The sequence below is a fragment of the Actinomadura oligospora ATCC 43269 genome (genome assembly GCF_000518265.1).
Lineage (GTDB): Bacteria > Actinomycetota > Actinomycetes > Streptosporangiales > Streptosporangiaceae > Spirillospora > Spirillospora oligospora.
Genome location: NZ_KI912410.1, coordinates 278,301 through 300,698 on the forward strand (window position 1 = coordinate 278,301; position 22,398 = coordinate 300,698).

The 22,398-nt window shown below is 72.7% G+C and carries 18 protein-coding genes; 12 read left to right on the forward strand and 6 right to left on the reverse strand.

The genetic code is table 11. The features are described from left to right. Positions 1-82: 82 nt before the first annotated feature. Together P696_RS0132975 and P696_RS0132980 are read right to left on the reverse strand one after the other, a co-directional pair. A complete protein-coding gene (locus P696_RS0132975; protein WP_034488225.1) occupies positions 83-1,531 on the reverse strand; it encodes an LCP family protein in 1,449 nt (482 codons plus the stop codon). 60 nt (positions 1,532-1,591) lie between these two features. Next, on the reverse strand, positions 1,592-2,404 hold the full coding sequence (locus P696_RS0132980; RefSeq protein ID WP_026415673.1) for a TIGR03089 family protein: 813 nt from the start codon (positions 2,402-2,404) through the stop codon (positions 1,592-1,594). Positions 2,405-2,602: 198 nt separating this feature from the next. On the opposite strand from P696_RS0132980, the gene P696_RS0132985 reads away from it, so the two are divergent. From P696_RS0132985 to P696_RS49680, 3 genes are all read left to right on the forward strand, one after another. Next, positions 2,603-4,687, forward strand: coding sequence for a hypothetical protein (locus P696_RS0132985; RefSeq protein WP_026415674.1), 2,085 nt, complete (start codon positions 2,603-2,605; stop codon positions 4,685-4,687). Positions 4,688-4,946: 259 nt separating this feature from the next. Beyond that, positions 4,947-5,885: a glycosyltransferase family 2 protein gene (locus P696_RS0132990; protein WP_026415675.1), complete on the forward strand. Its 939-nt coding sequence runs from the start codon at positions 4,947-4,949 to the stop codon at positions 5,883-5,885. Positions 5,886-5,888: 3 nt separating this feature from the next. Further along, complete coding sequence (locus P696_RS49680; protein ID WP_084338590.1) at positions 5,889-7,067, forward strand: glycosyltransferase family 4 protein; 1,179 nt, start codon at positions 5,889-5,891, stop codon at positions 7,065-7,067. An 80-nt stretch (positions 7,068-7,147) separates the two neighbouring features. On the opposite strand, the gene trxA is transcribed toward P696_RS49680, so the two are convergent. Both trxA and P696_RS49685 read right to left on the reverse strand, forming a co-directional pair. Continuing rightward, a complete protein-coding gene (gene trxA / locus P696_RS0133000) occupies positions 7,148-7,474 on the reverse strand; it encodes a thioredoxin (protein WP_026415676.1) in 327 nt (108 codons plus the stop codon). After that, positions 7,471-8,469 carry a lysylphosphatidylglycerol synthase transmembrane domain-containing protein gene (locus tag P696_RS49685; RefSeq protein WP_245627904.1) on the reverse strand — a complete coding sequence of 333 codons (999 nt, stop codon included), beginning with the start codon at positions 8,467-8,469 and terminating at the stop codon, positions 7,471-7,473. Before P696_RS49685 ends, trxA begins: the two co-directional genes overlap by 4 nt. A gap of 154 nt (positions 8,470-8,623) precedes the next feature. Here P696_RS49685 and P696_RS0133010 point away from each other — a divergent pair, with 154 nt between their 5' ends. The 7 genes from P696_RS0133010 to P696_RS49690 all read left to right on the forward strand — a co-directional run bounded on the left by P696_RS0133010 (position 8,624) and on the right by P696_RS49690 (position 18,131). After that, entirely contained in the window at positions 8,624-9,331 is a 708-nt protein-coding gene (locus P696_RS0133010) for a class I SAM-dependent methyltransferase (RefSeq protein ID WP_026415677.1), read from the forward strand. A gap of 162 nt (positions 9,332-9,493) precedes the next feature. After that, positions 9,494-10,687, forward strand: coding sequence for a glycosyltransferase family 4 protein (locus P696_RS0133015; RefSeq protein WP_245627905.1), 1,194 nt, complete (start codon positions 9,494-9,496; stop codon positions 10,685-10,687). A gap of 100 nt (positions 10,688-10,787) precedes the next feature. Next, positions 10,788-11,855 (forward strand): mannose-1-phosphate guanylyltransferase, encoded by a 1,068-nt coding sequence (gene manB / locus P696_RS0133020; protein WP_026415679.1) that lies wholly within the window; start codon positions 10,788-10,790, stop codon positions 11,853-11,855. A 74-nt stretch (positions 11,856-11,929) separates the two neighbouring features. Next, positions 11,930-13,057: a serine hydrolase domain-containing protein gene (locus P696_RS0133025; RefSeq protein WP_170026655.1), complete on the forward strand. Its 1,128-nt coding sequence runs from the start codon at positions 11,930-11,932 to the stop codon at positions 13,055-13,057. Positions 13,058-13,117: 60 nt separating this feature from the next. After that, positions 13,118-14,113, forward strand: a complete 996-nt coding sequence (locus tag P696_RS0133030) for a DNA-3-methyladenine glycosylase family protein (protein ID WP_245627906.1) — start codon at positions 13,118-13,120, stop codon at positions 14,111-14,113. 308 nt (positions 14,114-14,421) lie between these two features. Next, positions 14,422-15,381, forward strand: a complete 960-nt coding sequence (locus tag P696_RS0133040; protein WP_026415682.1) for a LysR family transcriptional regulator — start codon at positions 14,422-14,424, stop codon at positions 15,379-15,381. A 137-nt stretch (positions 15,382-15,518) separates the two neighbouring features. Continuing rightward, entirely contained in the window at positions 15,519-18,131 is a 2,613-nt protein-coding gene (locus P696_RS49690) for a bifunctional FO biosynthesis protein CofGH (RefSeq protein ID WP_051468452.1), read from the forward strand. A 134-nt stretch (positions 18,132-18,265) separates the two neighbouring features. On the opposite strand, the gene P696_RS0133050 is transcribed toward P696_RS49690, so the two are convergent. Both P696_RS0133050 and cofD read right to left on the reverse strand, forming a co-directional pair. After that, positions 18,266-19,552 carry a coenzyme F420-0:L-glutamate ligase gene (locus P696_RS0133050; RefSeq protein WP_026415683.1) on the reverse strand — a complete coding sequence of 429 codons (1,287 nt, stop codon included), beginning with the start codon at positions 19,550-19,552 and terminating at the stop codon, positions 18,266-18,268. Further along, on the reverse strand, positions 19,549-20,490 hold the full coding sequence (gene cofD / locus P696_RS0133055) for a 2-phospho-L-lactate transferase (protein WP_026415684.1): 942 nt from the start codon (positions 20,488-20,490) through the stop codon (positions 19,549-19,551). Before cofD ends, P696_RS0133050 begins: the two co-directional genes overlap by 4 nt. A 207-nt stretch (positions 20,491-20,697) precedes the next feature. Here cofD and P696_RS53215 point away from each other — a divergent pair, with 207 nt between their 5' ends. Next, entirely contained in the window at positions 20,698-21,717 is a 1,020-nt protein-coding gene (locus P696_RS53215; RefSeq protein WP_051468453.1) for a hypothetical protein, read from the forward strand. A gap of 305 nt (positions 21,718-22,022) precedes the next feature. Next, complete coding sequence (locus P696_RS0133065) at positions 22,023-22,238, forward strand: WhiB family transcriptional regulator (RefSeq protein ID WP_153537861.1); 216 nt, start codon at positions 22,023-22,025, stop codon at positions 22,236-22,238. Positions 22,239-22,398 lie beyond the last annotated feature (160 nt).

A 22,398-nucleotide genomic window follows, 5' to 3' on the forward strand; every position in this document is an offset into this window, starting at 1 on the left:
CTTGCCGGGGTGGGGACTTCGGCGGACGCGGAGGCCGGGGCCTTGGCTGGGGGACGTGGCCCGGCCTCCGCGGGGTGCGCGGCTAGTTGCCGTCGCAGAGGTTGTCGTCGGCCTTGATCTCGCCCTGCTGCTTGGGGATCGGGCCGCCGGACTTGCCGCCCTTGAGGCTGGTGCTCGTCCAGTCGGTGCCGATGACCAGGTCGACCATGCCGGACAGGCCGCCGCTCGTCGCGGGGGCCGGGGACGCGGCGCCCGGGACCTTCGCGGCCAGCGTCTTCGCCTGCTGGTCGGCGCCGGCGCCGTACTGGATCTTGGTCTTGGAGCTGATCGACGAGTAGTTGCCGCCGACCTCGACCTGGAAGCCCTGCTGGCGCAGCAGCTCGGCGACCCGGCCGGCCTGCCCGGCCGCGCCACTGGCGTTGTAGACGCGCACCTTCACCTGGGAGGCCGGGATCTTGGGCGCGGCTCCGGCGGCGGGCTTCTTCTCCTCCGGCACCGAGCGGTCGTTGCGCAGCGCGTTGAAGAAGTTGTCCGCGCCGGGCTGGCTCAGCACGACGCGGTTGGGGTCGGCCGGGTCCGGGCCCCACGGGGCGGTGATGAAGCGGAGCTTGCCGGACGTCATGCCCTGCATGCCCGAGCCGATCTTCATCATCGTGCTCGGGCTGAGCTCGCTGTCGGTCTTCAGGGACTTGGTGCCCGCGCTGATCAGCTTCAGCAGGCTGCTCGGGTTGCTCAGCACGCCCGCGCTCATCGCCTTGTTGGCGAGCGCGCCCATGAACTTCTGCTGGCGCTTGATGCGGCCGAGGTCGGAGCCGTCGCCGAGGCCGTGCCGGACGCGCACGTACGCGAGCGCCTGGTCACCCTTGATCACGTGCTTGCCCTTGGACAGGTGCAGCTTCGACTTGGGGTCGTCGACGGCCTTGGGCAGGCAGACCGGCACGCCGCCGATGGCGTTGGTGATCGACTTGAACCCGACGAAGTTGACCTCCATGAAGTGGTCGATCCGCAGGTTCGTGATGCTCTCGATGGTCTTGACCGTGCAGGACGGCCCGGCGAGCGTGTAGGCCGAGTTGATCTGCGCCTTGCCCTGGGGGGGCGTGGTGGCGCCGTTCGTCTTCTTGCAGGAGGGGATCGACACCATGAGGTCGCGGGGGAAGCTGACCCCGAACGCCTGCCCGCCGCCCGGCGAGAGGTGCAACAGGATGATCGTGTCGGAGCGCGGCGCCTCGTCCTTCATGCTGCGTCCGTAGGCGGCGTTCGCGCCCGCCCGGCTGTCGGACCCGAGCATCAGGATGTTCATCGCGTTGTTCAGCTTCTTCGGCCGGTTGGGGCCGACGAGGGCGTTGGTGTCCTCGTGCGCGATGTTGCCGAAGGCCTGGCGGTAGATGCCGTACGTCGTCAGGGAGCCGGCGACCATGACGGCCGAGAGGCCGATGCTCACCCATCCGAGGATGCGCCAGCCGCGTCGGCGCGCCGGCTCCGGTGAGTCGGCGTCGTCGACGTACTCCATGTACATGGGGTTGTCGTTCATCGGCTCCGTGATGGGGGTCGGGCCCGCCCGTGGGGGTCGCGGAATCAGTCAGAGATTAGGTCAGTCGAGCCGTCGAACGGGTCCGGATCCGGCATTCGGTGCGGCGGTTCCGGCCGGTACTCCGGCCACTGCGGTCACATGCTCCAGGGTCAAACGCCGATCTAGCGACGCTTTGTCAAAGTTTCGTTGGATTATGACGGAAGATCCTGAGGCTAGCGGTGCGAGCAGGGTGATCAGTACCCCTGGGTGGGTGGTGAGGGGCACGTGAACCAAGAGCCTGTCCCGTGCGTCCAAGGCCCAGCGCGCGGCGGACGTCCGTGCCTCGGTGACCAGTTCCGCCCCCGAGTATGTGGCCTTTGTCACAGTGAGCAGGGGGTCGTCGGCATAGGAGCGTTCCGGCCGGAACCGGTCGCCATGGGCACGAACCTCCACCGCGTAGTCGGTCACTCCGGGCGGAACGTCCGCCATCGGGCCGCCCAGCGCGTGCAGTGAGAGGCCGATGACCTCGTCCGCTTCGGAATCGTCCACGTCCGCGAGGTCCTCCTCGGCCACCGCCAGGAGGTACGGCCCCTCGACCTTGCCGGGCCCGTCCAGGTGGACGTGCAGGCCCGCCGACCACGACGCCACCAGCCACACCAGCGTCTGCCAGTGCTCGGGCAGCGCCAGGACGACCTTGTCGCCCGGCTGCGCGCCGAGCCCGTCCACGAGGAAATTGGCGGTTTTCGCGACCCAGTTGTCGAAGACCCGGGCCGAGAGCTCGACGCGCTCGTTCCTCGCGTCGTCGTAGAAAGTGACAAAGGGCCGGGACGGGTCCGACTCCACACGGGCGCTCAGCAGCCCCGCGGGGTCGGTCGCGATCTTGGGAGCCGTCATGGACGGAGCGTACGCCCCGGCCCCGGATCCCGCCGACCTCGGGCGCCCGCAGGTGCGGCACGGCGTCGCACGGCGTCGCACGGCGTCGAGCGGTGTCGCACGGTGCGGCGTCGCACGGTGTCGCGGGGCGTCGCGCGGCGTCGCCGCCCAGGCGATGCCGATACGCTCCGCTTCGATGGACGTCCGGGGAATCCACCGATGAGCGCGGGGCGGCTGCTCGCCCGCATCACCGTCGCACCCGCCCTTCTACTGGTGGCGTGGTTGACGGTGTCCGCGCCGTTGCTGCTGGCGGGCGTCTTCGACTTCGGGCCCGCGTTCGTCCTGTTCGTGCCGGTCGCGGGCGTGGTGCTGTGGCTCGGCCTGAGGGACGCGCCGCGCGTCGCGGACGAGCCGCGGCCGGGGCCGATCGGGCCGGTGCCGCGCTGGTCGGCCCTCGGCGTGCTGCTCGTCGCGGTCGCCTTCCTGGTCGTCCAGGTCGTGATGTGCTCCGAGCAGATCATCGTGCGCCGCGACCCGGCGTCCTACGTGCAGTTCGCGCTCTGGCTGAACGACCACGGCTCCCTGCCGATCTCGCAGGACCGGGCCGCGTTCGGCGGCGGCGACCCGGCGCTCGGCTTCGGCTCGCTGGCCTTCTACCAGGTCGGGGACGACATCGACCCGCAGTTCATGGCCGGGCTGCCGCTGGTGCTGTCGTTCGGCGGCTGGCTCGGCGGCGTCCGGGCGATGCTGCTGATGGCGCCGCTGCTCGGGGCGGCGGCCGTGCTCGCGTTCGGCGGCCTGGTCGCCCGGCTGGTCGGGCCGCGCTGGGCCCCCGCCGGGGCGCTGCTGCTCGCGCTGACGCTGCCGATGATCTGGGTGTCCCGCTCCACCTACAGCGAGCTGCCCGCGATGGTGCTGTTGTTCGGCGGCCTCGCGATGCTCTACGACGTGCGCGCCCAGGCCGTGGACGAGCCGCGCCGCACCGGACGGTACTGGCGGCTCATGCCGAGCTCCGCGCGGGCCAAGGCGTTCCTCGCGGGCGGCATGCTCGGGCTGATCGTGCTCGTCCGGATCGACGGGCTCCGCGACGTCCTGCCCGTGGTGGTGTTCGCCGGGCTGCTGGTCGCGCGGCGCCGCCGCACCGGCCTGCCGCTCGCGCTCGGCCTCACCGCCGGGGCCGGGCTCGGCCTCGCCGAGGGCTTCCTGCTGTCCCGTCCCTACCTGGTCTACCTGCGCGCGTCGCTGGTGCCGCTGCTGGGGATGGTGGTCGTCCTGGTCGCGCTGACCGCCGCGCTGGTCGTCCTGCTGCGGTGGGAGCGCACCGGGCCGCGGCTGCGCGCGGTCGCCGCCGTCGTCGCCCGCGGCCGGGTCCCGGACCTGGCGGCCTGGCTCACCCTCGCCGTCGTCGCGGCGCTGGTCGCACGGCCGTGGCTGCAGACCGTCCGGCGGGTCCCGGCGAACCCCGACGACACGCAGAACGCGCACTTCATCGAGGAGGTCCAGCGGATCAACCACCTGCCGCTGGACGGCACCCGGCAGTACTCCGAGCAGTCCATGCACTGGGTGATCTGGTACATCGGGGTGCCCGCGCTGCTCGCCGCGACGTTCGGCGCGGCGCTGCTGGCCCGGCGGCTGCTGCGGCGCCGCACCCCGGAGTGGCTGCTGCCCTACGCGGTGATCGTCTGGACGACCGTCCTGGTGCTCTACCGGCCCGGGATCACCCCGGACCACCCGTGGGCGTCCCGGCGGCTCATCGCGGTCGTCATCCCCGGGCTGCTGCTGCTCGCGGTGTGGGCGGCGGCGTGGCTGGTCCGGCGCGTCCGCCGCACCGGGTTCGGGCGCCGTCCGACCGCCGTGGTCGCCCTGGCCTCCTGCGCGACGCTCGGGATCCCGATCGGGCTGTCGTCGGCGCCGTTCATGATGGTCCGGACACACCAGCACGAGGTCGCCGCAGTCCGCGACCTGTGCGCCCGCATCGGGCCGGGCCGCTCGGTCGTGATCCTCGACCAGAGCTACGCCGACCAGTTCCTCCAGGTTCTGCGCAGCATGTGCGGCGAGCCGTCCGCGCGGATCTCCCCGGAGGCCACCCCGGCGGACGTCTGGCGTGTCGTCGGCAAGATCTACGACGCGGGCCGGACGCCCGTCCTGCTGGGCGCGACGGCGGGCGAGGTGACCCCCTACGGGCAGCCGGTGCACGCCATGACACTCCGGACCCGGCAGGACGAGCGGACCCTCGTCAAGCCCCCGAAGGGCACGTGGACACTGAATCTCGACGTGTGGATCACCGAGCCCCCGCGTCCGTGACCGACTATCCTCGCCCTGCGTGAGTACCCAGCCCGCCGCCTCGACGACCACCCGCGCCCCGGAGAACGCTCCGGACGCGGCATCCACGACCGACGCGGCCACCGAGACCACGACCGAGGCCGAGCCCGCGGCCGAACCCGCGCCCGGCCTCGCCGGCGAAGCCGGTGGCGGTGTCGCGAACGGCGCCCCGCAGGACGCCGCGACCGCCCTGGCGGACGCGGAGGAGGCCGTCGCGGGGTTCGTCGCCGAGACGGACGCCGTGTTCCGCGCCGAGCCCGGGGACGCGTTCCAGACCGTCCCGGAGGACGACCGGCCCGTCCACGTGACGATCGTGCTGCCCTGCTACAACGAGCAGGACCACGTCCTCGACGAGATCGAGCGGATCACCAAGGCCATGGACAACAGCGGCATGGCCTACGAACTGCTCGCCGTGGACGACTGCTCCACCGACGACACGCTGGCCCGGCTGCGCGAGGCCGAGCCGCGGTTCCCGAGCATGAAGGTCGTCGCGTTCCGGCACAACAGCGGGTCCGGGACCGTCCGGCGGATCGGCACCCAGCAGGCCCGCGGCGACATCGTCGTGTGGACCGACGCCGACATGACCTACCCGAACGAGCGGATCCCCGAGCTGGTCGCCATGCTCGACCAGGACGCCTCGATCGACCAGGTCGTCGGCGCGCGGACGTCCGAGGAGGGCACCCACAAGCTGCTGCGCGTCCCGGCCAAGTGGTTCATCCGCAAGGTCGCCGAGCGGCTCACCAACACCCGGATCCCGGACCTGAACTCCGGGCTGCGCGCGTTCCGGCGCGAGGTCTCGCTGCCCTACCTGCGGCTGCTGCCGCCCGGGTTCTCCTGCGTCACCACGATCACCATCGCGTTCCTGTCGAACCAGCACCACGTCGCGTACGTGCCGATCGACTACGCCAAGCGCGCGGGCACCTCGAAGTTCCACTTCGTCAAGGACGCCTACCGGTACATCCTGCAGGTGCTGCGCATGGTGATGTACTTCAACCCGCTCAAGGTGCTGATGCCGCTGGCGCTGTGGCTGATCGTCATCGGCCTCGCCAAGGGCGTCTTCGACATGGTCTGGCACTTCGGGTACTTCGCCAGCAACACCATCCTGATCTTCGTCACCGGGCTGATCATCGGATCGATGGCGCTGCTCGCGGACCTGATCGTGCGGTCACGGGGGGACTAGCGGATGCGGATCGCGGTCGTCGGGCCGGCCTTCCCGTACAAGGGCGGCGGCGCGCACCACACCACCGAGCTGGCGCACCGGCTCGCCGCCGCCGGGCACGAGGTGGTCGTCGAGTCGTGGCGGGCGCAGTACCCCGGGTTCCTGTACCCGGGGCAGCAGACGATCTCCGAGCCGGAGGGCGAGCCGTTCCCGGACACGCTCCGCCGGCTCGACTGGCGGCGCCCGGACGGCTGGTGGCGCGCCGGACGGTCGCTGCGCGGCTGCGACCTGGTCGTGCTGGCCGTCCTGAGCCCCATCCAGGTGCCCGCCTACCTGGGCATCCTCGCGGGGGTCGGGAAGCGGACGCCGGTGGTCGCGCTGTGCCACAACGTCCTGCCGCACGAGCAGCGGCAGTACGACCGTCCGCTGATGAAGGCGCTGCTGAACCGGGTGTCCCGGGTGCTGGTGCACTCGGAGCAGCAGGCGAGGCTCGCGCGGACGCTGACGACGCGTCCGGTGCGGGTGGCGGAGATGCCCGCGCACCTGCCCACCCCGTCCGGCGGGGTCGAGCGGGCGGACGGCGTCCGGAAGCGGCTGCTGTTCTTCGGGATCGTCCGGCCGTACAAGGGGCTGGACGTGCTGCTGCGGGCACTCGCCGAGGGCCCGCAGGACGTGTCGCTCACCGTCGCGGGCGAGTTCTGGGGCGGCCTGGACGAGACCGAGGCGCTGGTCGCGTCGCTGGGGCTGACCGGCCGGGTCGAGCTGCGGCCCGGGTACGTCCCGGCGGCGGAGGTGCCGGAGCTGTTCGGGGCGGTGGACGCGCTCGTCCTGCCGTACCGGGCGGCGACGGCCTCGCAGAACGTGTGGATGGCGTTCGAGCACGGCGTCCCGGTGGTCGCGACCCGCGTCGGCGGCTTCCCGGACCAGATCCGCGACGGGTCGGACGGCCTGCTCGCCGATCCCGACGACGTCGCCTCGCTCGCCGCCGCGCTCAAGCGGTTCTACGGGCCGGGGGAGCCGGAACGGCTGCGGGCCGCGGTCGAGGCTCCCGACCACGGCCCGCTGTGGGACGTCTATCTCGCCGCGCTCACCGGCGCGGCGTCCGCTCCCGACGCCTCCGGAGCGGCCGGGCCCTCGGGCGAGACCGCCCCTGACCTGGCCCCGCCGGGCGCGTCTCCGGCGCCCGACGCTCCGGCGCCCTGAGCCGCCACGCCGGGCGCGGCAAGGGGGCCGAGCGCCCTGAGGCGTTACGCGAGGCGCGGGCGCTCCGGCGTCCTGAGGCGTTACGCCAGGTGCGGCTCGAGCACCTTGAGCAGCGCGCGCTTCGGCTTGGCGCCCACGATCTGCTCGGCCACCTCGCCGCCCTTGAACAGCAGCAGGGTCGGCAGGCCGAGCACGCCGAACCTGTTCGGGGTCAGCGGGTTCTGGTCGTAGTCCATCTTCGCGATGACGATCTTGCCGTCCTGCTCGGCCGCGATGGCGTCCAGCACCGGCGCGATCATCTTGCACGGGCCGCACCAGTCCGCCCAGAAGTCCACCAGGACCGGGGTCTCGCTCTTGAGGACCAGCTCGTCGAACGTCGCGTCGGTGACGGTGATGGGGGCGCTCATGCTTGCTCCTTGGTGGGCCGGGTGCCCGTCGTCTGCGTACTCGGGGAAAGTCCGGCGGGGGCCGGTTCATTCCCGTCCGGGAGATCTTCTCTCGCGTGCCCGCGGAGCAGGAACGCCGAGCCCGCGCCGACGAGGTCGGCGGCGGTCAGCAGCACCCGGGACGCGAGCGCCACCACGATCGGCGCGCCGGCCGGCAGCACCGGGGACAGCACCAGCACCATCACGGCCTCGCGCGCCCCGAGCCCGCCGGGCGCGAGGAACACCAGGAGCCCGGCGACGAAGGCCAGCGAGTACGCGCCGGTCGCCAGGAACGGCAGCCCCGCCCCGGACCCGCCCGCCGCCGCGGACAGCACCCACAGGTGGCCGCCGAACAGCACCCAGCCGGTGACCGTCCACAGGACGGCGCGCAGCGTGGACGCGACGCTCACCGGGTGCTCCAGCGGCGGCCTGCGCACGATCCTGAGCGCCAGGTTCAGGCCCCACGTGACGATCTTCGGGTGCAGGCACGCCAGGAGGACCGGGGCCAGCAGGAACAGCCACCAGTAGCGGTCCCGCGCCTCCGGCGAGGTCAGCGGCAGTGTGACCGCCGCCACCGCCAGCCCGGACGCCGTGGACGTCGCGATCGCCAGCACCGTCGCGGAGAAGCTCCGCGCCCTCGGCACCTTGTACTCGCGGGCCATCTCGACCTGGGAGACGAGCACCCACACCATGCCCGGGACGTACTTGCCGAGCCCGGAGATGAGGGCGATCCGGTAGGCCGCGACCACCGGCAGGTCCGATCCGAGGCCGCTCAGGAACGTCCGCCAGGCGAGCATCCAGGCGACCAGCCCGCCGAATCCGAGGGCGAACGCCCCGAGCAGCGTGTACCAGGACATCTGCTCGAACGCGCGCACGGTGTCGTCCCACTGCGAGGCCAGCGACCACACGCAGAACACGAGCGCGAGCAGCAGCAACACGACGCGCAGCACGCGCATGGCGAGGGCCTTGGGATTCACGTCCCCAGCGTAGGGGACCCTCACGACCACCCGCCGAACCCCGCGCGCCCGCGCCTTCCGCGGGTTCCTGCGACACGCGGACGCGCCGTGTTCCGCCGGGTATGTGGCGTGCGCGGCGCCCAACGGGCCGGGCTTCGTCTATAGGCTGGGGCCGATGAAGATCTCGGATGTGGTGGCCTTCGTCGGGCACCAGGTGCACGTGTGCCGGTATCGCGAGGCGGGGACGCTCCTCGACTGGATGGGCGACGACCTGCGCGGCAGGAAGGTGCTCGACGTCGCGGGCGGCGACGGGTACTGGGCCGGGCAGACCCGCAGGCGCGGGGCCTTCGCGGTCTCGATCGACCTGGCGCGCGGGAAGATGGAGTACGGCAAGACGCTGGCGAACCCGCCCGCGCTGATCGAGTGCGACGCGCTGAAGCTGCCGTTCCAGGACGGCTCGTTCGACGCGATCCTGTCGGTCTGCGCGATCGAGCACTTCGACGACGGCGGGACGTCGCTGGACGAGATGGCCCGGGTGCTGAGGCCGGGCGGGCAGATCTTCATGTCCGCCGACGTGCTCAGCCGCGCGGACGCCTGGCCGAAGCTGCGCGACGCGCACAAGGCCAGGTACCACGTCCAGCACACCTACACGCACGAGTCGCTGGCCAGGCTGATGGACGAGCGCGGGCTCGACCTCGTCCGGCACTCCTACCAGTTCCGGACGGCGGCGGCCGAGCGGCTGTACCTGTCGCTGTCGACGTACGGCGGCAAGGTCGGTTTCAACGCCGCCGCGCCGCTCGCGCCGCTGGTGGCCGCGACGGACGCCAAGGCCCCGAACGAGCGCGGCAGCATCGTGCTCGTCCAGGCCCGCAAGCGGGGCTGACCGACACATCTCGATCGACATCTCGGTGCTCGCGCGAGGGCGCAGGCGTCGCCGGGAACGGCCGGTCCCATCGGCGTGCGAACGCGGATGAAACCCCCCGGGCGGGCCCGATCGGCGTAGGCTCGAATCGTCAAGAGTGATCTACGTCACGGGGGTGGGATCATGATGCGAGACGACGTGCCGCGCGAGAGCGTGCCGCGCGAGGACCGTCCGCCGCGGATCCTTCTGGACGCCACCGCCGTCCCCGCCGACCGCGGCGCGCTGGGCCGCTACGCCGAGGGCCTCCTGCGCGCGCTGTACGGCATGGGGACCGACCTGGCGATCGCGTGCCAGCGGGTGGAGCGGGAGCGGTACGCGGCGCTCGCACCGGGCGCGCGCGTCGTGTCCGGCCCGGCGGAGCTGGCGCACCGGGCCGCGCGGCTCGCCTGGGAGCAGACCGGCCTGCCACGCGTCGCGCACGAGGTCGGCGCGGACGTGCTGCACCTGCCGAACTACGCGATCCCGGTGCACGCCGGGCTGCCGACGGTCGTGACGATCCACGACGTGACGCTGTTCGCCGAGCCCGAGCGGCACGACCCGCTCCGGACGTCCTACATCAAGTCGGCGACCCGGGCGGCGGCGCGCCGCGCGACCCGGATGATCGTGCCGTCCCGGGCCGTCCGGGACGACCTGGTCCGGGTGCTGGACGCCGACCCCGACCACATCGACGTGGCCTACCACGGCGTCGACCACGAGGCGTTCCGGCGGCCGTCCCCGGAGGAGGTCAAGAGGGTCTCCGACCGGCTCGGCCTGCACGGCCACCCGTACGTGGCCTACCTGGGCGCGCTGGAACCGCGCAAGAACGTGCCGAACCTGATCCGCGGCTGGGTGCGGGCGTGCGCGGGCCGTCCCGACCCGCCCGCGCTGGTCCTGGCGGGCGGGGGCGGCTGGGACGACGAGGTCGACGCGGCGCTCGCGGTCGTCCCGACGCACCTGAGGGTCGTCCGGTCGGGGTATCTGCCCTGGTCGCTGCTGCCGGGGTTCCTGGGCGGCGCGCTGGTCGTCGCGCTGCCGAGCCGCGGCGAGGGGTTCGGGCTGCCGGTGCTGGAGGCGATGGCCTGCGGCGGGACGGTCCTGACCACGCGGCGCGGCCCGCTGCCGGAGGTCGGCGGCGACGCCGTCGCCTACACCGAGCCCGACCCGCCCGCGATCGCCGCGGCCCTGTCGACCCTGCTGGACGCGCCGGATCAGCGCCTCGAACTGGCCGAGGCCGCCTCGTCCCGCGCGGAGCTCTTCACCTGGGAGGGTTCGGCCCGCGCCCACCTGGACTCCTACACCCGCGCGGTGTCCCACTACGCGGCGTCCCATCCCGGCTGATCTGGGGGTTCGCCTGGGGCGCTCACGGTGGGGAACGAGTCGTCGCGGAACGCGTTAGGCTCGCCGGACGATCCGGTTCGGACAGCGCTGAAGGAGCCCAGTGGAAGCGATCCTGCTGGTCGGGGGACAGGGAACCCGGCTGCGCCCGTTGACGATCTCGACGCCGAAGCCGCTGCTGCCCACGGCCGGTGTCGCGTTCCTGGCGCACCAGCTCGCGCGTGCGCACGAGGCGGGCGTCACCCGGATCATCTTCGCCACGTCCTACCGGGCCGAGATGTTCGAGGCGGCGTTCGGGCGCAAGGCGCAGGGCGTCGAGCTGGCCTACGTCAGCGAGAGGGAGCCGCTCGGCACGGGCGGGGCGATCCGGAACGCGGCGGCGGCGCTGACCTCCGCCCCGGACGACCCGGTGCTGATCCTGAACGGCGACATCCTGTCCGGGCACGACGTCCGCGCGCAGGTGGAGCTGCACGACCGGTCGGACGCCGCCGCGACCCTGCACCTGACCACCGTGGACGACCCGTCCCGGTTCGGCGTCGTCCCGACCGACGGGAACGGCCGGGTGACGGCGTTCCTGGAGAAGGCGGCCCGTCCGGTCACCAACCAGATCAACGCGGGCTGCTACGTGTTCCGGCGCTCGGAGATCGACGCGATCCCGGAGGGCGAGGTGGTGTCGGTCGAGCGCGAGACGTTCCCGACGATGATCTCGTCCGGGGCGACCGTGACGGGCTACGTCGAGTCGGCGTACTGGCTGGACGTGGGCACCCCCGAGGCGTTCGTGCGCGGCTCCTGCGACCTGGTCCTGGGCCGGATCGCCTCGCCCGCGATGCCCGGCGAGCCGGGCGACCGGCTGATCCTGCCGGGCGCGGTGGTGTCCGACGGCGCGGTCGTCCGGGAGGGCACGACGGTCGGACGCGGCGCGGAGATCGAGGCGGGCGCGACCGTGCTCGGCAGCGTCCTGCAGGACGGCGCGTTCGTCGCCGAGGGCGCGACCGTCCGCGACTCGGTCATCGGCCGTGGCGCGCGGGTCGGCCCGGGAGCGGTCCTGGACGGCGTGATCCTGGGCGACGGCGCGAGTGTCGGCCCGGGCAACGAGCTGCGCGACGGGCTGCGGCTGTGGCCCGGCATCTCGCTGCCGCCGACCGCCGTCCGCTTCTCCAGCGACGCCTGATCCCTCCCGCCGGCGGCGGGCGTTTCATCCGCGAGGATGATTTCTCCCGGGCAAGATCATCGGAATCTGAAGGGGTGCTGAACATCCCTCTGGTCGCCGCGGCGGGTTCCGCCATCGTCGCGACCACTCGCGCGGGCGCGCGTCCCGTCGCCGGCCGGGTTCCCCGGCTCGACCCCGCCGCCCTGGAGGCGGCGATCACCGGCTTGCCGAGTCCGGCGGCGACCGGCGCGATCCTCAAGGTGACCGGGTCGGCCGGGAACTGGCAGGGCGTCTCCGGGGTCCGGGACGTCCGGACGAAGGCGCCGATTCCGCCGGGCGGACGGTTCCGGATCGGGCCCGTGACCAGGATCTTCACCGCTGCTGTGATCCTGCGGCTGGTGGATGAGGGGCTGGTCGGGCTGGACGAGCCCGTCCAGCGGTACGTCCCCGGTCTGCTGCCCGGGTCGTATCCGCCGATCACCGTCCGGCGGCTTCTCGACCACACCGGCGGCCTGCCGGACGTCGAGGAACCAGGGGCCGGTGACGCGGAGTGGTTCGTGGCGCACCGGCTCGACTCCTGGACGATGCGGGAGCTCGTCGCGGGTGCTGTGCGGCGGCCGATGGCCGCCGAGCCGGGGACCGTCCAGCGGGAGAATCCGCTCGGGTACTGGATCGCCGGGGTGCTGATCGAGCAGATCACCGGGCACGCGTACACGGTGGAGGCGAACCGGCGGATCCTGCGTCCGCTGCGGCTGGCGGGCACCCTCGCGCCGGATCGCCGCGACCCGCGCCTGCCCGGCCCGCACGTGAACGGCCACGTCGCCGTCCGGGAGGATGGGCGGACCGTCCTGCACGACGTGTCCCGGCAGAGCCCGTGGTCCGCGGCCGAGGGCGGCCTGATCTCGACCGCGCCCGATCTGACCCGGTTCATGATGGCCCTGTTCCGCGGACGCGTCGTCCCTCACCCCCTGCTGGACGAGATGTTCCGCGTCCCGGACGTCCCGTCCGACGGCGAGCACCGCTTCGGGCTCGGCCTGATGCGGGTCGCCGGGCCGGACGGCGTGGTGGCGTGGGGGCAGGTCGGCTCGCGTCCCGGCTACACGACCGGGCTCCTGGCGACCCGCGACCTGAGCCGCGTCGTCGTGTGCTCGCTCAACTCCACGGGTGCCGGCAGCGCTTCGGAGCACCTCGCCGCGATCACCGCTGCCGCCTTCGGCGTCTGAGAACCCGCTGGCAGGACGCCTGCGAGGCCGTTCTGTCGTGGGCCGCGGGTAGCTTGGGACGTGCTCGGCGTGGGGGAGGTCGGCATTCAGGAGCGGGAGTGGCGGCCACCGTGGGCCGTCGACATCGGCCTGGTTCTCGGGCCGCACCGGCGCGGCACCGGCGACCCGGCGTTCGCCGTGGACACGGGCGGCGGGTACTGGCGTGCCGTCCGCACGCCGGACGGTCCCGGCACGCTCCGGGTGCGGCGCTGCTCCGACGTGGTCCAGGCGGCGGCGTGGGGTCCGGGCGCGGCGTGGCTGCTCGACGCGGTGCCGGAGATGCTGGGCGCGGCCGACGACCTGTCCGGGTTCGAGCCGAAGCACGATGTTCTGCGCGAGGCGGTGCGCCGTCACCCCGGCCTGCGCGTCTGCCGCACGAACCGGGTGTTCGAGGCGCTGGTCCCGGCCGTCCTGGAGCAGAAGGTGCTGAGCACGGAGGCGTGGCGGGCCTGGCGCTACCTGCTGCGCCGGTTCGGCGAGCCCGCACCCGTGCCGCGGGGCGTGGTCACCGACCGCGGGCACGCGCTGGACCTGCGGGTTCCGCCTCCACCGGAGACGTGGGCGCGGATCCCGTCCTGGGAGTGGCACCGGTCCGGGATCGAGGCCGTCCGGGCGCGGACGATCATCGGCGCGGCGCGGGTCGCGTCCCGGCTGGAGAACGGCGGGGGGCGCGTGGACGACCCCGGCGGCCCGGCCGACAACGACCCTGGCGGCCCGGTTGATAATGCGGCCGAGTCCCGGCTGCGGTCACTCCCCGGGGTCGGGGTGTGGACGGCGGCCGAGACCCGGCAGCGGGCGGTCGGCGACCCGGACGCGGTCTCGGTGGGCGACTACCACCTGCCCGGCCTGGTGGGCTGGGCGCTCACCGGCAGCAAGACCGACGACGACGGGATGCTGGAACTCCTGGAGCCGTACCGGGGGCACCGGCACCGGGTCACACGCCTGCTGGGACTGACCGGCGCGCGTCCGCCGAGGCGTGGCCCGAGGCTCCCCGTCCGTGACTACCGGAGCTTCTGACCGGGACGTCCGGGGTGGTGCGGCGCCGCAGCCAGAAGTTGCCGCGGGCCCAGTCGAGGCCGTCCCGGGTGTCGCGTCCGAACAGCGGGCCGAGGACGGCGAGGGCGATGATGGCGAGGATGACGTACATCTGAGAAGTCCTTCCGCATGGATGTGCTCGTGAGCCCTGGCCTGGGCTCGGACTTCCCGCGCGGGTGCGGGGCGGGGGGACGCCTTGCCGTCCCCCCGGCCGCTCTCACAGTTTGACCCCGTCCAATGTTCAGGTCCAGCGACAGTTTCTTCAGCGTTCGTGTAAGAATCCCTTCACTATGTTGGATCTGGGCAGGTTGCGGGTGCTTCGCGAACTCCAGCAGCGCGGCACGGCGGGCGCGGTCGCGGAGGCGCTCGGGTACAGCCCGTCCGCGGTCTCGCAGCAGCTCGCGCAGCTGCAGCGCGAGGTCGGGGTGCGGCTGGTGGAGAAGGCCGGCCGGCGGCTGCGGCTGACCCCTGCGGGCGAGGTGCTGGCCGCCCGCGCGCAGTCCCTGCTGGACGAGGCGCGCCGGGCCGAGGAGGCGGCGCTCGCCGCGTCCGGACGGGTCGCCGGAACCGTCCGGATCGTGGCGTTCCAGACCGCGCTGCTGCACGTCCTCGCGCCCGCGCTGCCGGGCCTCGCGGCCGAGTACCCCGAGCTCACCGTGGACGTCCTGGACGAGGACTACGCCCGGGTGCTGCAGGCGGTCGCGCTGCAGGAGATCGACGTCGCGATCACCGACGTCTACCCGCGGCTGCCGCGGGCGCGCCGCCCGGAACTGGTCGCCGAGGAGTTGCTGAGCGAGTCGATGCAGGTCACGCTGCCGGAGACGCACCCGCTCGCCGCGTCCGGGGAGCCCGTCCCGCTGGCGGCCCTGTCCGGCGAGCGCTGGGTCACCGGCCATATCGGCACCAACCACGCCGACCTGCTCGAACGCGCCTGCGTGGACCTGGCCGGCTTCCACCCGGACGTCCGCTACCGCACCAACGACATCATGGTGATGTTCGCGATGGTCGCGCACGGCGGCGCGGTCAGCGTCATGCCCGACCTGGCGTACGCCGACCAGCAGCCCGGCATCGTCACCCGCCCGCTCGACGGCGAGCCGCTGCGCCGCCGTATGGTGCTGTGGACGCGTGCGGGCGCCGACGTCCGGCCGTCCGTGCGGGCCCTGCTGGACGCGCTGCGCGTGTCGGCGGGCGACCTGACCGGCCGCCGCCCCACCCTGGCGCGAGGCCCGCGCGTCCCCGCCTCCTCCTGAGGCGGCGGGAGCCCACGCGCCGCCGAGCTGCGGAGACGGACGGGCTCCGCCGGATTTGAGCAGCGGCGGAGAAAACGAGTACCCGATCCGGGACCCCGCGCGCCTGGCGAATATGACGCTTGGCATAGAGTGCGCGCATGGACGTTGAGACCATGCGTGACTCCACTCCTTCAGAGACCGCCCTCCGCAGGGCGCTCGCGCGGGCGCGCGACGGCAAGACGCTCGACCCGACCGAGGCCACCATCCTGCTGCACGCCCGGGGCGCGCGGCTCGACGACCTGCTGGCGTACGCCGGCCGCGCCCGCGACGCGGGCCTCGCGGCCGCCGGCCGCCCCGGTGTGATCACCTACAGCCGGAAGGTCTTCATCCCGCTCACCCGCCTGTGCCGCGACCGCTGTGGCTACTGCACGTTCGCGACCGTCCCGCACCGGCTGGACGCGCCGTACCTCAGCCCGGACGAGGTGCTGGAGATCGCCCGCCAGGGCGCGGCGGTGGGCTGCAAGGAGGCGCTGTTCACCCTCGGGGACCGTCCCGAGGACCGTTGGAAACCGGCCCGCGAGTGGCTGGACGCCCACGGCTACGACGACACGCTCTCCTACGTCCGCGCGATGGCCGTCCGGGTCCTGGAGGAGACCGGGCTCCTGCCGCACCTGAACCCGGGCGTGCTGACCTGGCGCGACTTCCAGCGGCTCAAGCCGGTCGCGCCGTCCATGGGGATGATGCTGGAGACGACCGCGACGCGCCTGTTCAGCGAGCGCGGCGGCCCGCACTTCGGCTCGCCCGACAAGGACCCGGCCGTCCGGCTGCGGGTGCTGGAGGACGCCGGGCGCAGCAACGTCCCGTTCACCACCGGCATCCTGATCGGCATCGGCGAGACGGCCGCGGAGCGCGCGGACGCGATCTTCGCCATCCGCCGGACGATGCGCGAGTACGGCGCGGTGCAGGAGGTCATCGTCCAGAACTTCCGCGCCAAACCGGACACCAAGATGCGCGACACGCCGGACGCCGAACTCGAGGAGCTCGCCGCGACGATCGCGGTCGCGCGGCTCGTCCTCGGCCCGAAGGCGCGCATCCAGGCCCCGCCGAACCTCGTGGACGACCAGTACCGCCTGCTGCTGCGCGCCGGGATCGACGACTGGGGCGGCGTCTCGCCGCTCACCCCCGACCACGTGAACCCGGAACGGCCCTGGCCGCAGATCGACGAGCTCGCCGCGCGCACCGCGGGCGCGGGCTTCACGCTACGCGAGCGCCTGACGATCTACCCCGAGTACGTCCGGCGCGGCGAGCCGTGGCTCGACCCGCGTCTCGCCGGGCACGTCGCCGCGCTCGCCGACCCGGAGACCGGCCTCGCCCGCGAGGACGCCGTGCCCGAGGGCCGTCCGTGGCAGGAGCCGGACGGCGGCTTCACCTCGTCCGGACGCACCGACCTGCACGTTTCCATCGACACCGAGGGCCGCACGTCCGACCGGCGCGACGACTTCGACTCGGTCTACGGCGACTGGGACGCGGCGCGCGAGCGCATCGCGTCCGCCCCGCAGCGCTTCGACGCCGACGTCAAGGCCGCCCTCGCCGCGGCCGAACGCGACCCCGGCGGCGTCTCCGACGACGAGGCCCTCGCGCTCCTCCACGCGGACGGCCCCGAACTCGACGCGCTCACCCGCCTCGCCGACGACCTGCGCCGCGAGGCGGTCGGCGACGACGTTACCTACGTCGTCACGCGGAACATCAACTTCACTAACGTCTGCTACACAGGCTGCCGGTTCTGCGCGTTCGCGCAGCGCCGCACGGACGCCGACGCCTACACGCTCTCCCTGGAGCAGGTCGGCGACCGCGTGGACGAGGCGTGGGCGGCGGGCGCGACCGAGGTCTGCATGCAGGGCGGCATCCACCCCGACCTGCCCGGCACCGCCTACTTCGACCTCGCGCGCGAGGTGAAGCGGCGCGCACCCGGGATCCACCTGCACTCCTACAGCCCGATGGAGGTCGTCAACGGCGTCGCGCGCACCGACCTGTCCATCCGGGAGTGGCTGATCGCGGCGCGGGAGGCGGGCGTGGACTCGCTGCCCGGCACCGCCGCCGAGATCCTCGACGACGACGTCCGCTGGGTGCTGACGAAGGGCAAGCTGCCCGCCGACCAGTGGGTCGAGGTCGTCACGACCGCGCACGAGCTGGGGATCCGGACGACGTCCACGATGATGTACGGCCATGTCGACACGCCCGCGCACTGGGTCGCGCACATCCGGCTGCTGCGCTCGATCCAGGACCGGACGGGCGGCTTCAGCGAGTTCGTGCTGCTGCCCTTCGTCCACCACAACTCGCCGATCTACCTGGCCGGACTCGCCCGTCCGGGGCCGACCGTCCGGGAGAACGTCGCCGTGCACGCGCTCGCGCGCGTCCTGCTGCACGGGTCGATCGCCAACATCCAGACGTCCTGGGTCAAGCTCGGCGACGAACTGTGCACGCGCGTCCTGCGAGGCGGGGTCAACGACCTCGGCGGGACGCTCATGGAGGAGACCATCAGCCGCATGGCGGGCTCCGAGAACGGCTCCTTCAAGGCCATCAGCGAACTGGAGGCCATCGCGGCCCGCGCGGGCCGTCCGGCCAAACAGCGCACGACGCTCTATGGCGTCCCGGACGCCGAAAGGGTCGAAGCCGCCCGCCGGACGGACGGCATCGGACATTTCGGTCGCAGTGAAGCCGGAAGCCCCGGCCATTATCAGTCGCGCGCACTTCCGGTTATCAATAAGTGAGTACGGCGACAGTGCGGCGGATGACAAATATTCTCCGCACTGTTCCCGTACTACCTCCCTACTAACACCCGTGTGGGACGAGAACGGCAAAGGCCCCGACACCGGACGGTGTCGGGGCCATGACGAGCGAGGTGTCAGCGGACCTCGATGAACGCCTCCGGGGAACGCGGCGGACGCTGCCGCGGTGGCGCGGCGGCGTGGCCGACGCCGACGGCGCCCATCGGGTCCCAGTCGGCCGGGAGGTCGAGGGCGTCGCGGACGACGTCCCGGCAGAACATCGTGGACGACACCCAGCACGAGCCGAGGCCCTGCACGGCCAGCTGGACCAGCAGGTTCTGCACGCCCGCGCCCGTCGCGACCACGAACATCTCGCGCTCGGCGCCCGACCGGCGCTCGTCCGGGTAGTCGTGCGAGCCGTCCATCACCAGGCACGGGACCACCAGGTACGGCGCGCGCCGCAGCACGTCGCCGCGCTTCAGCCGCTTGGCGATCGACTCCTCGGACTTGCCGTCCCGACGCAGGTCGGCCTCCCACGCGTCGCGCATCGCGTCCAGCAGGCGCGTGCGCGACTCGGCCGATTCCAGCAGGACGAACCGCCACGGCGTCGTGTGGTGCGGGGCCGGGGCGGTGATCGCGGCGGCGACCGCGTTCCGGACGGCCCGCGGGTCGACCGGCTCGTCCGTGAACTCGCGGATCGTGCGCCGCGCGTACAGGACGTCCCTCGAACCGAACCGGAACATGTCCTCTTCGGGGGACCGCACAAGGGCACGCGCGCCCGGACCGTCGTCGTCCGTCACGAGGTTGCCGAGGCCGCGCACGATCGCGACGGGGACGCCCGAGACCTTCCCCTTGGCGAGCTCTCCTGCTGAGGCCAACTGGTCGATGACGGCCGTGATGGTGGCCTGCAGGGGGTTTCCGTAGCTGTCCGTGCGTCCGCGGAAGTCGTCCAAGGGGGAGATGCCGGCAGCGCCGATGGCGTTGTCGACCAGGCCCTCCCGCCAAGGACGGCCCAGGGTGTCGGACACGATGACCGCCACGTTCGCGCCGGTCAGCTCACGCATGCGCGCGCGGATGCGCCGGGCGGACGCGTCCGGGTCGACGGGCAGCAGCAGGACGGTGCCGGGCTCGGTGTTCGAGGCGTCCACGCCGGCGGCGGCCAGCACGAGCCCCTGCCGGGTCTCGACGATGCGCGTCTCGCCGCGCTCGTGCGTACGCCGGGCGACGACCCGGACGGTCTCCGCGTCGATCGCCTTCTCGCGGTCGTCCGCGACGAGCACCCGGCCCTCCGCCTTACTGACGATCTTGGACGTGACGACCAGGACGTCGCCGTCCTCGACCAGGTCCGGGGGGATCAGCGCGGCGATGTCGGCGCCCTCCCCGATCTCGGGCATCCCGGGCACGCCGAACACATGGAAGCTCATCCGGCCAGCTCCAGGGCCAGGTCCAGCGCGGCCTGCGCGATCGCCCGGGTCGCCTCGGGGCCGCTCATCAGCAGCGGCCGGGAGCGGACCTCCATGCCCGCCACGGCCACGCCCTTGTCGGCCTCGTCCACGAGCCAGCCGTCGACCAGGCCGGATCCGTAGTGCTCCGCGACGGCCTGGGCGGACGTCTCGACGCCGATCGCGGTCAGGCACGCGTCCGCCATGCCGCGCACGGGCGCTCCGCCGATGATCGGTGACACGCCGACGACGGTCTTCTTCGCCACAGCGTCCCGGATGCCGGGAACCGACAGGATTGTCCCGATACTCACCACCGGGTTGGACGGCGGGAACAGCACCACGTCCGCCGCCTCGATCGCCTTCAGCACGCCCGGCGCGGGCTTCGCCTCGTCCGCGCCGATCGGGGTGATCGACACGGCCGGCAGCGACGCGCGCAGCCGCACCCACCACTCCTGGAAGTGGATCGCCCGGCGGCCGTGCTCGGGGTCGTCCACCACGACGTGCGTCTCGACCTGGTCGTCGCTCATCGGGATGAGCCGGACGCCCGGCCGCCACCGGTCGCACAGCGCCTCGGTCACCGCGGAGAGCCGGTACCCGGCCTCCAGCATCTGCGTCCGGACGATGTGCGTCGCGAAGTCCCGGTCGCCCAGGCCGAACCAGGACGGCCCGACGCCGTACTCGAGCAGTTCCTCCTTGACGGTGAAACTCTCGTCCCGCCGTCCCCAGCCCTGTTCCTCGTTGATGCCGCCGCCGAGGGTGTACATCACGGTGTCCAGGTCCGGGCAGACCCGGAGTCCGAACAGGGAGATGTCGTCTCCGGTGTTGCCGATCACGGTGATGTCGGCCTCGGGGGCGGCCGCCCGCAGTCCGCGCAGGAAGCGGGCCCCACCGATACCGCCCGCCAGCGCCACGATCCTCATGTTCCCAGCCTAGGGGCGGTGAGGGTGCCGCTCGTGCGCCCGGGGCCCCCGGCGCGGACGCGGGTCGTCCGGCCGGAACGCACGCGGTTCCGGGGGAGCGGACGAACACGGTCTTGGAACGAGGCCGCTGCGGGCATGGCGTGCCGGGATGTGCGAAGCTTTTTCTGAATACGGAAAACGCAACCGTCACCACCGGGAGATGTCACCGTGAACAAGGAAGCCGTCCAGCGCCTGCGCGAACCGGCAGCCTGGGTCCTGCTCGGTTCGGCGGGAGTCCAGTTGTTCGCGGGCATCGTCGCATTGTTCGGGCGCGGCCCGTTCACCTTCCACGCGCTCAACGAGACCGTCGGCGGGACGTTCACCAACGTCGCGGTCACGGGCATGCTGGCGTTCGCGGTCTGGTTGGCGACCTCGCGTCCGGAGGGCCCGACGCCGCAGGCCCGCACCATCGTGGTGGGCGCGCTCGGGGTGCTCGGCGGAATGGCCCTGATCGGCGTGATCTGCTGGCTGGCCAGCATGTTCGCGGGCTCCGACTACGCCACGGCCGTCGGCAAGCTCTCGGCGTTCCTGTACGGCGCGGCCAAGCTCGCGGTGATCGGCCTCGGCGCCTGGTACGTCCTGACCATCCTCCAGGGCATGCAGCCGACGCGTCCGGCGGGTCCGCCCGCCCCGGGCCAGTACCCGGGCTTCGGCTACCAGCCCGGCGGCGAGCAGCAGCCGGGCGGCCAGCAGCCGTACGGCGAGCAGCAGGGCTACGGGCAGCAGCAGTACGGCCAGCAGGCGGTCTACGGGCAGCAGCCGGGGCAGGCGCAGGCGTACGGCCAGGAGCAGGCTCAGCAGCCCTACGGTCAGGAGCAGGCGCAGCAGCAGTACGGCCAGGCCGCCTACGGGCAGCAGGCCGCGCCGCAGCAGCCGTACGGCCAGCAGCCGGGCTATGGCCAGCAGCAGGCGTACGGCCAGCAGGCCGGTTACCAGCAGCACGGTCAGCCCGCCGCCGCGCAGCCCGGTGCGGAGCAGCAGGGCGCCGAGCCGCAGGCGGGCGCCGACGAGGACGAGATGGGCGAGTGGACGCGCGCGTACGGCGGAAGCCGGGGCAGCGGCGAGCAGCCGCAGGGCGGTCACGAGGGCCAGCAGGGCCAGCCCGGTCAGACCGCTCAGCCGGGTCAGCAGCAGGGCGGATCCGAAGAGGGCGGCGACTGGTACCGGGACAACCGTCCGCCGCAGTGACGCGCTGAGATTTTCCGATCTTTCATTCGCTGAGGTCGGCGGGGTGTGGGCGCACCTCCACGCAGGAGCAAAACCGCGTTGAACCGGCGTGCGTCATCTCCCTAAAAACCCTCTTTGCCCACTTGGAAACTCGTTCGGCTTGACGGAGCGGGCGCTACACGCGTGTAATTTCGTCGGTGTAGTTCAATGCCTTCTCGGGGGATGGAGCCTGGGGGAAGGCATCGACCAGGGGGGCTCCACGGGCTAGGAGGTGCGCTGTGAGCGAGGTAGTGATCCCGCTGGCGCACGGCACAGACGGCGAAGAGATGGGCTGGCAGGAGCGCGCCCTGTGCGCGCAGACGGACCCGGAGGCGTTTTTTCCGGAGAAGGGCGGCTCCACTCGCGAAGCCAAGAAGGTGTGCCGCGCATGCGAGGTTCGGGCCGAGTGTCTGGAGTACGCGCTACAGCATGACGAACGTTTCGGAATTTGGGGCGGACTGTCGGAGCGTGAGCGCCGCAAGCTGAAGCGCCAGGCCGTCTGACCGCCGCCTTGACCGCCGGACTTCGTCTTCCGGCGGTCGGGCGGGTGGTCTCACGCGTCCCACGGGCCTGGTGTCCGCGCACCGCTTCCCTGTGCCGTCAGCGGCACGGTGCGGGCACTCGGACCGGGGTGCGTGCGGCGGAATGAGAAGGACGGAACGA

Coding starts and splice junctions, on each gene's coding strand:
- P696_RS0132980 (WP_026415673.1), bottom strand. CDS start 2,404: ATGACGGCTCCCAAGATCGCGACCGACCCCGCGGGGCTGCTGAGCGCC.
- P696_RS0132985 (WP_026415674.1), top strand. CDS start 2,603: ATGAGCGCGGGGCGGCTGCTCGCCCGCATCACCGTCGCACCCGCCCTT.
- P696_RS49680 (WP_084338590.1), top strand. CDS start 5,889: ATGCGGATCGCGGTCGTCGGGCCGGCCTTCCCGTACAAGGGCGGCGGC.
- P696_RS0133065 (WP_153537861.1), top strand. CDS start 22,023: ATGGGCTGGCAGGAGCGCGCCCTGTGCGCGCAGACGGACCCGGAGGCG.
- P696_RS0133040 (WP_026415682.1), top strand. CDS start 14,422: ATGTTGGATCTGGGCAGGTTGCGGGTGCTTCGCGAACTCCAGCAGCGC.
- P696_RS0133010 (WP_026415677.1), top strand. CDS start 8,624: ATGAAGATCTCGGATGTGGTGGCCTTCGTCGGGCACCAGGTGCACGTG.
- cofD (WP_026415684.1), bottom strand. CDS start 20,490: ATGAGGATCGTGGCGCTGGCGGGCGGTATCGGTGGGGCCCGCTTCCTG.
- P696_RS49690 (WP_051468452.1), top strand. CDS start 15,519: ATGGACGTTGAGACCATGCGTGACTCCACTCCTTCAGAGACCGCCCTC.
- P696_RS0132975 (WP_034488225.1), bottom strand. CDS start 1,531: ATGAACGACAACCCCATGTACATGGAGTACGTCGACGACGCCGACTCA.
- trxA (WP_026415676.1), bottom strand. CDS start 7,474: ATGAGCGCCCCCATCACCGTCACCGACGCGACGTTCGACGAGCTGGTC.
- P696_RS0133050 (WP_026415683.1), bottom strand. CDS start 19,552: ATGAGCTTCCATGTGTTCGGCGTGCCCGGGATGCCCGAGATCGGGGAG.
- P696_RS0133015 (WP_245627905.1), top strand. CDS start 9,494: ATGATGCGAGACGACGTGCCGCGCGAGAGCGTGCCGCGCGAGGACCGT.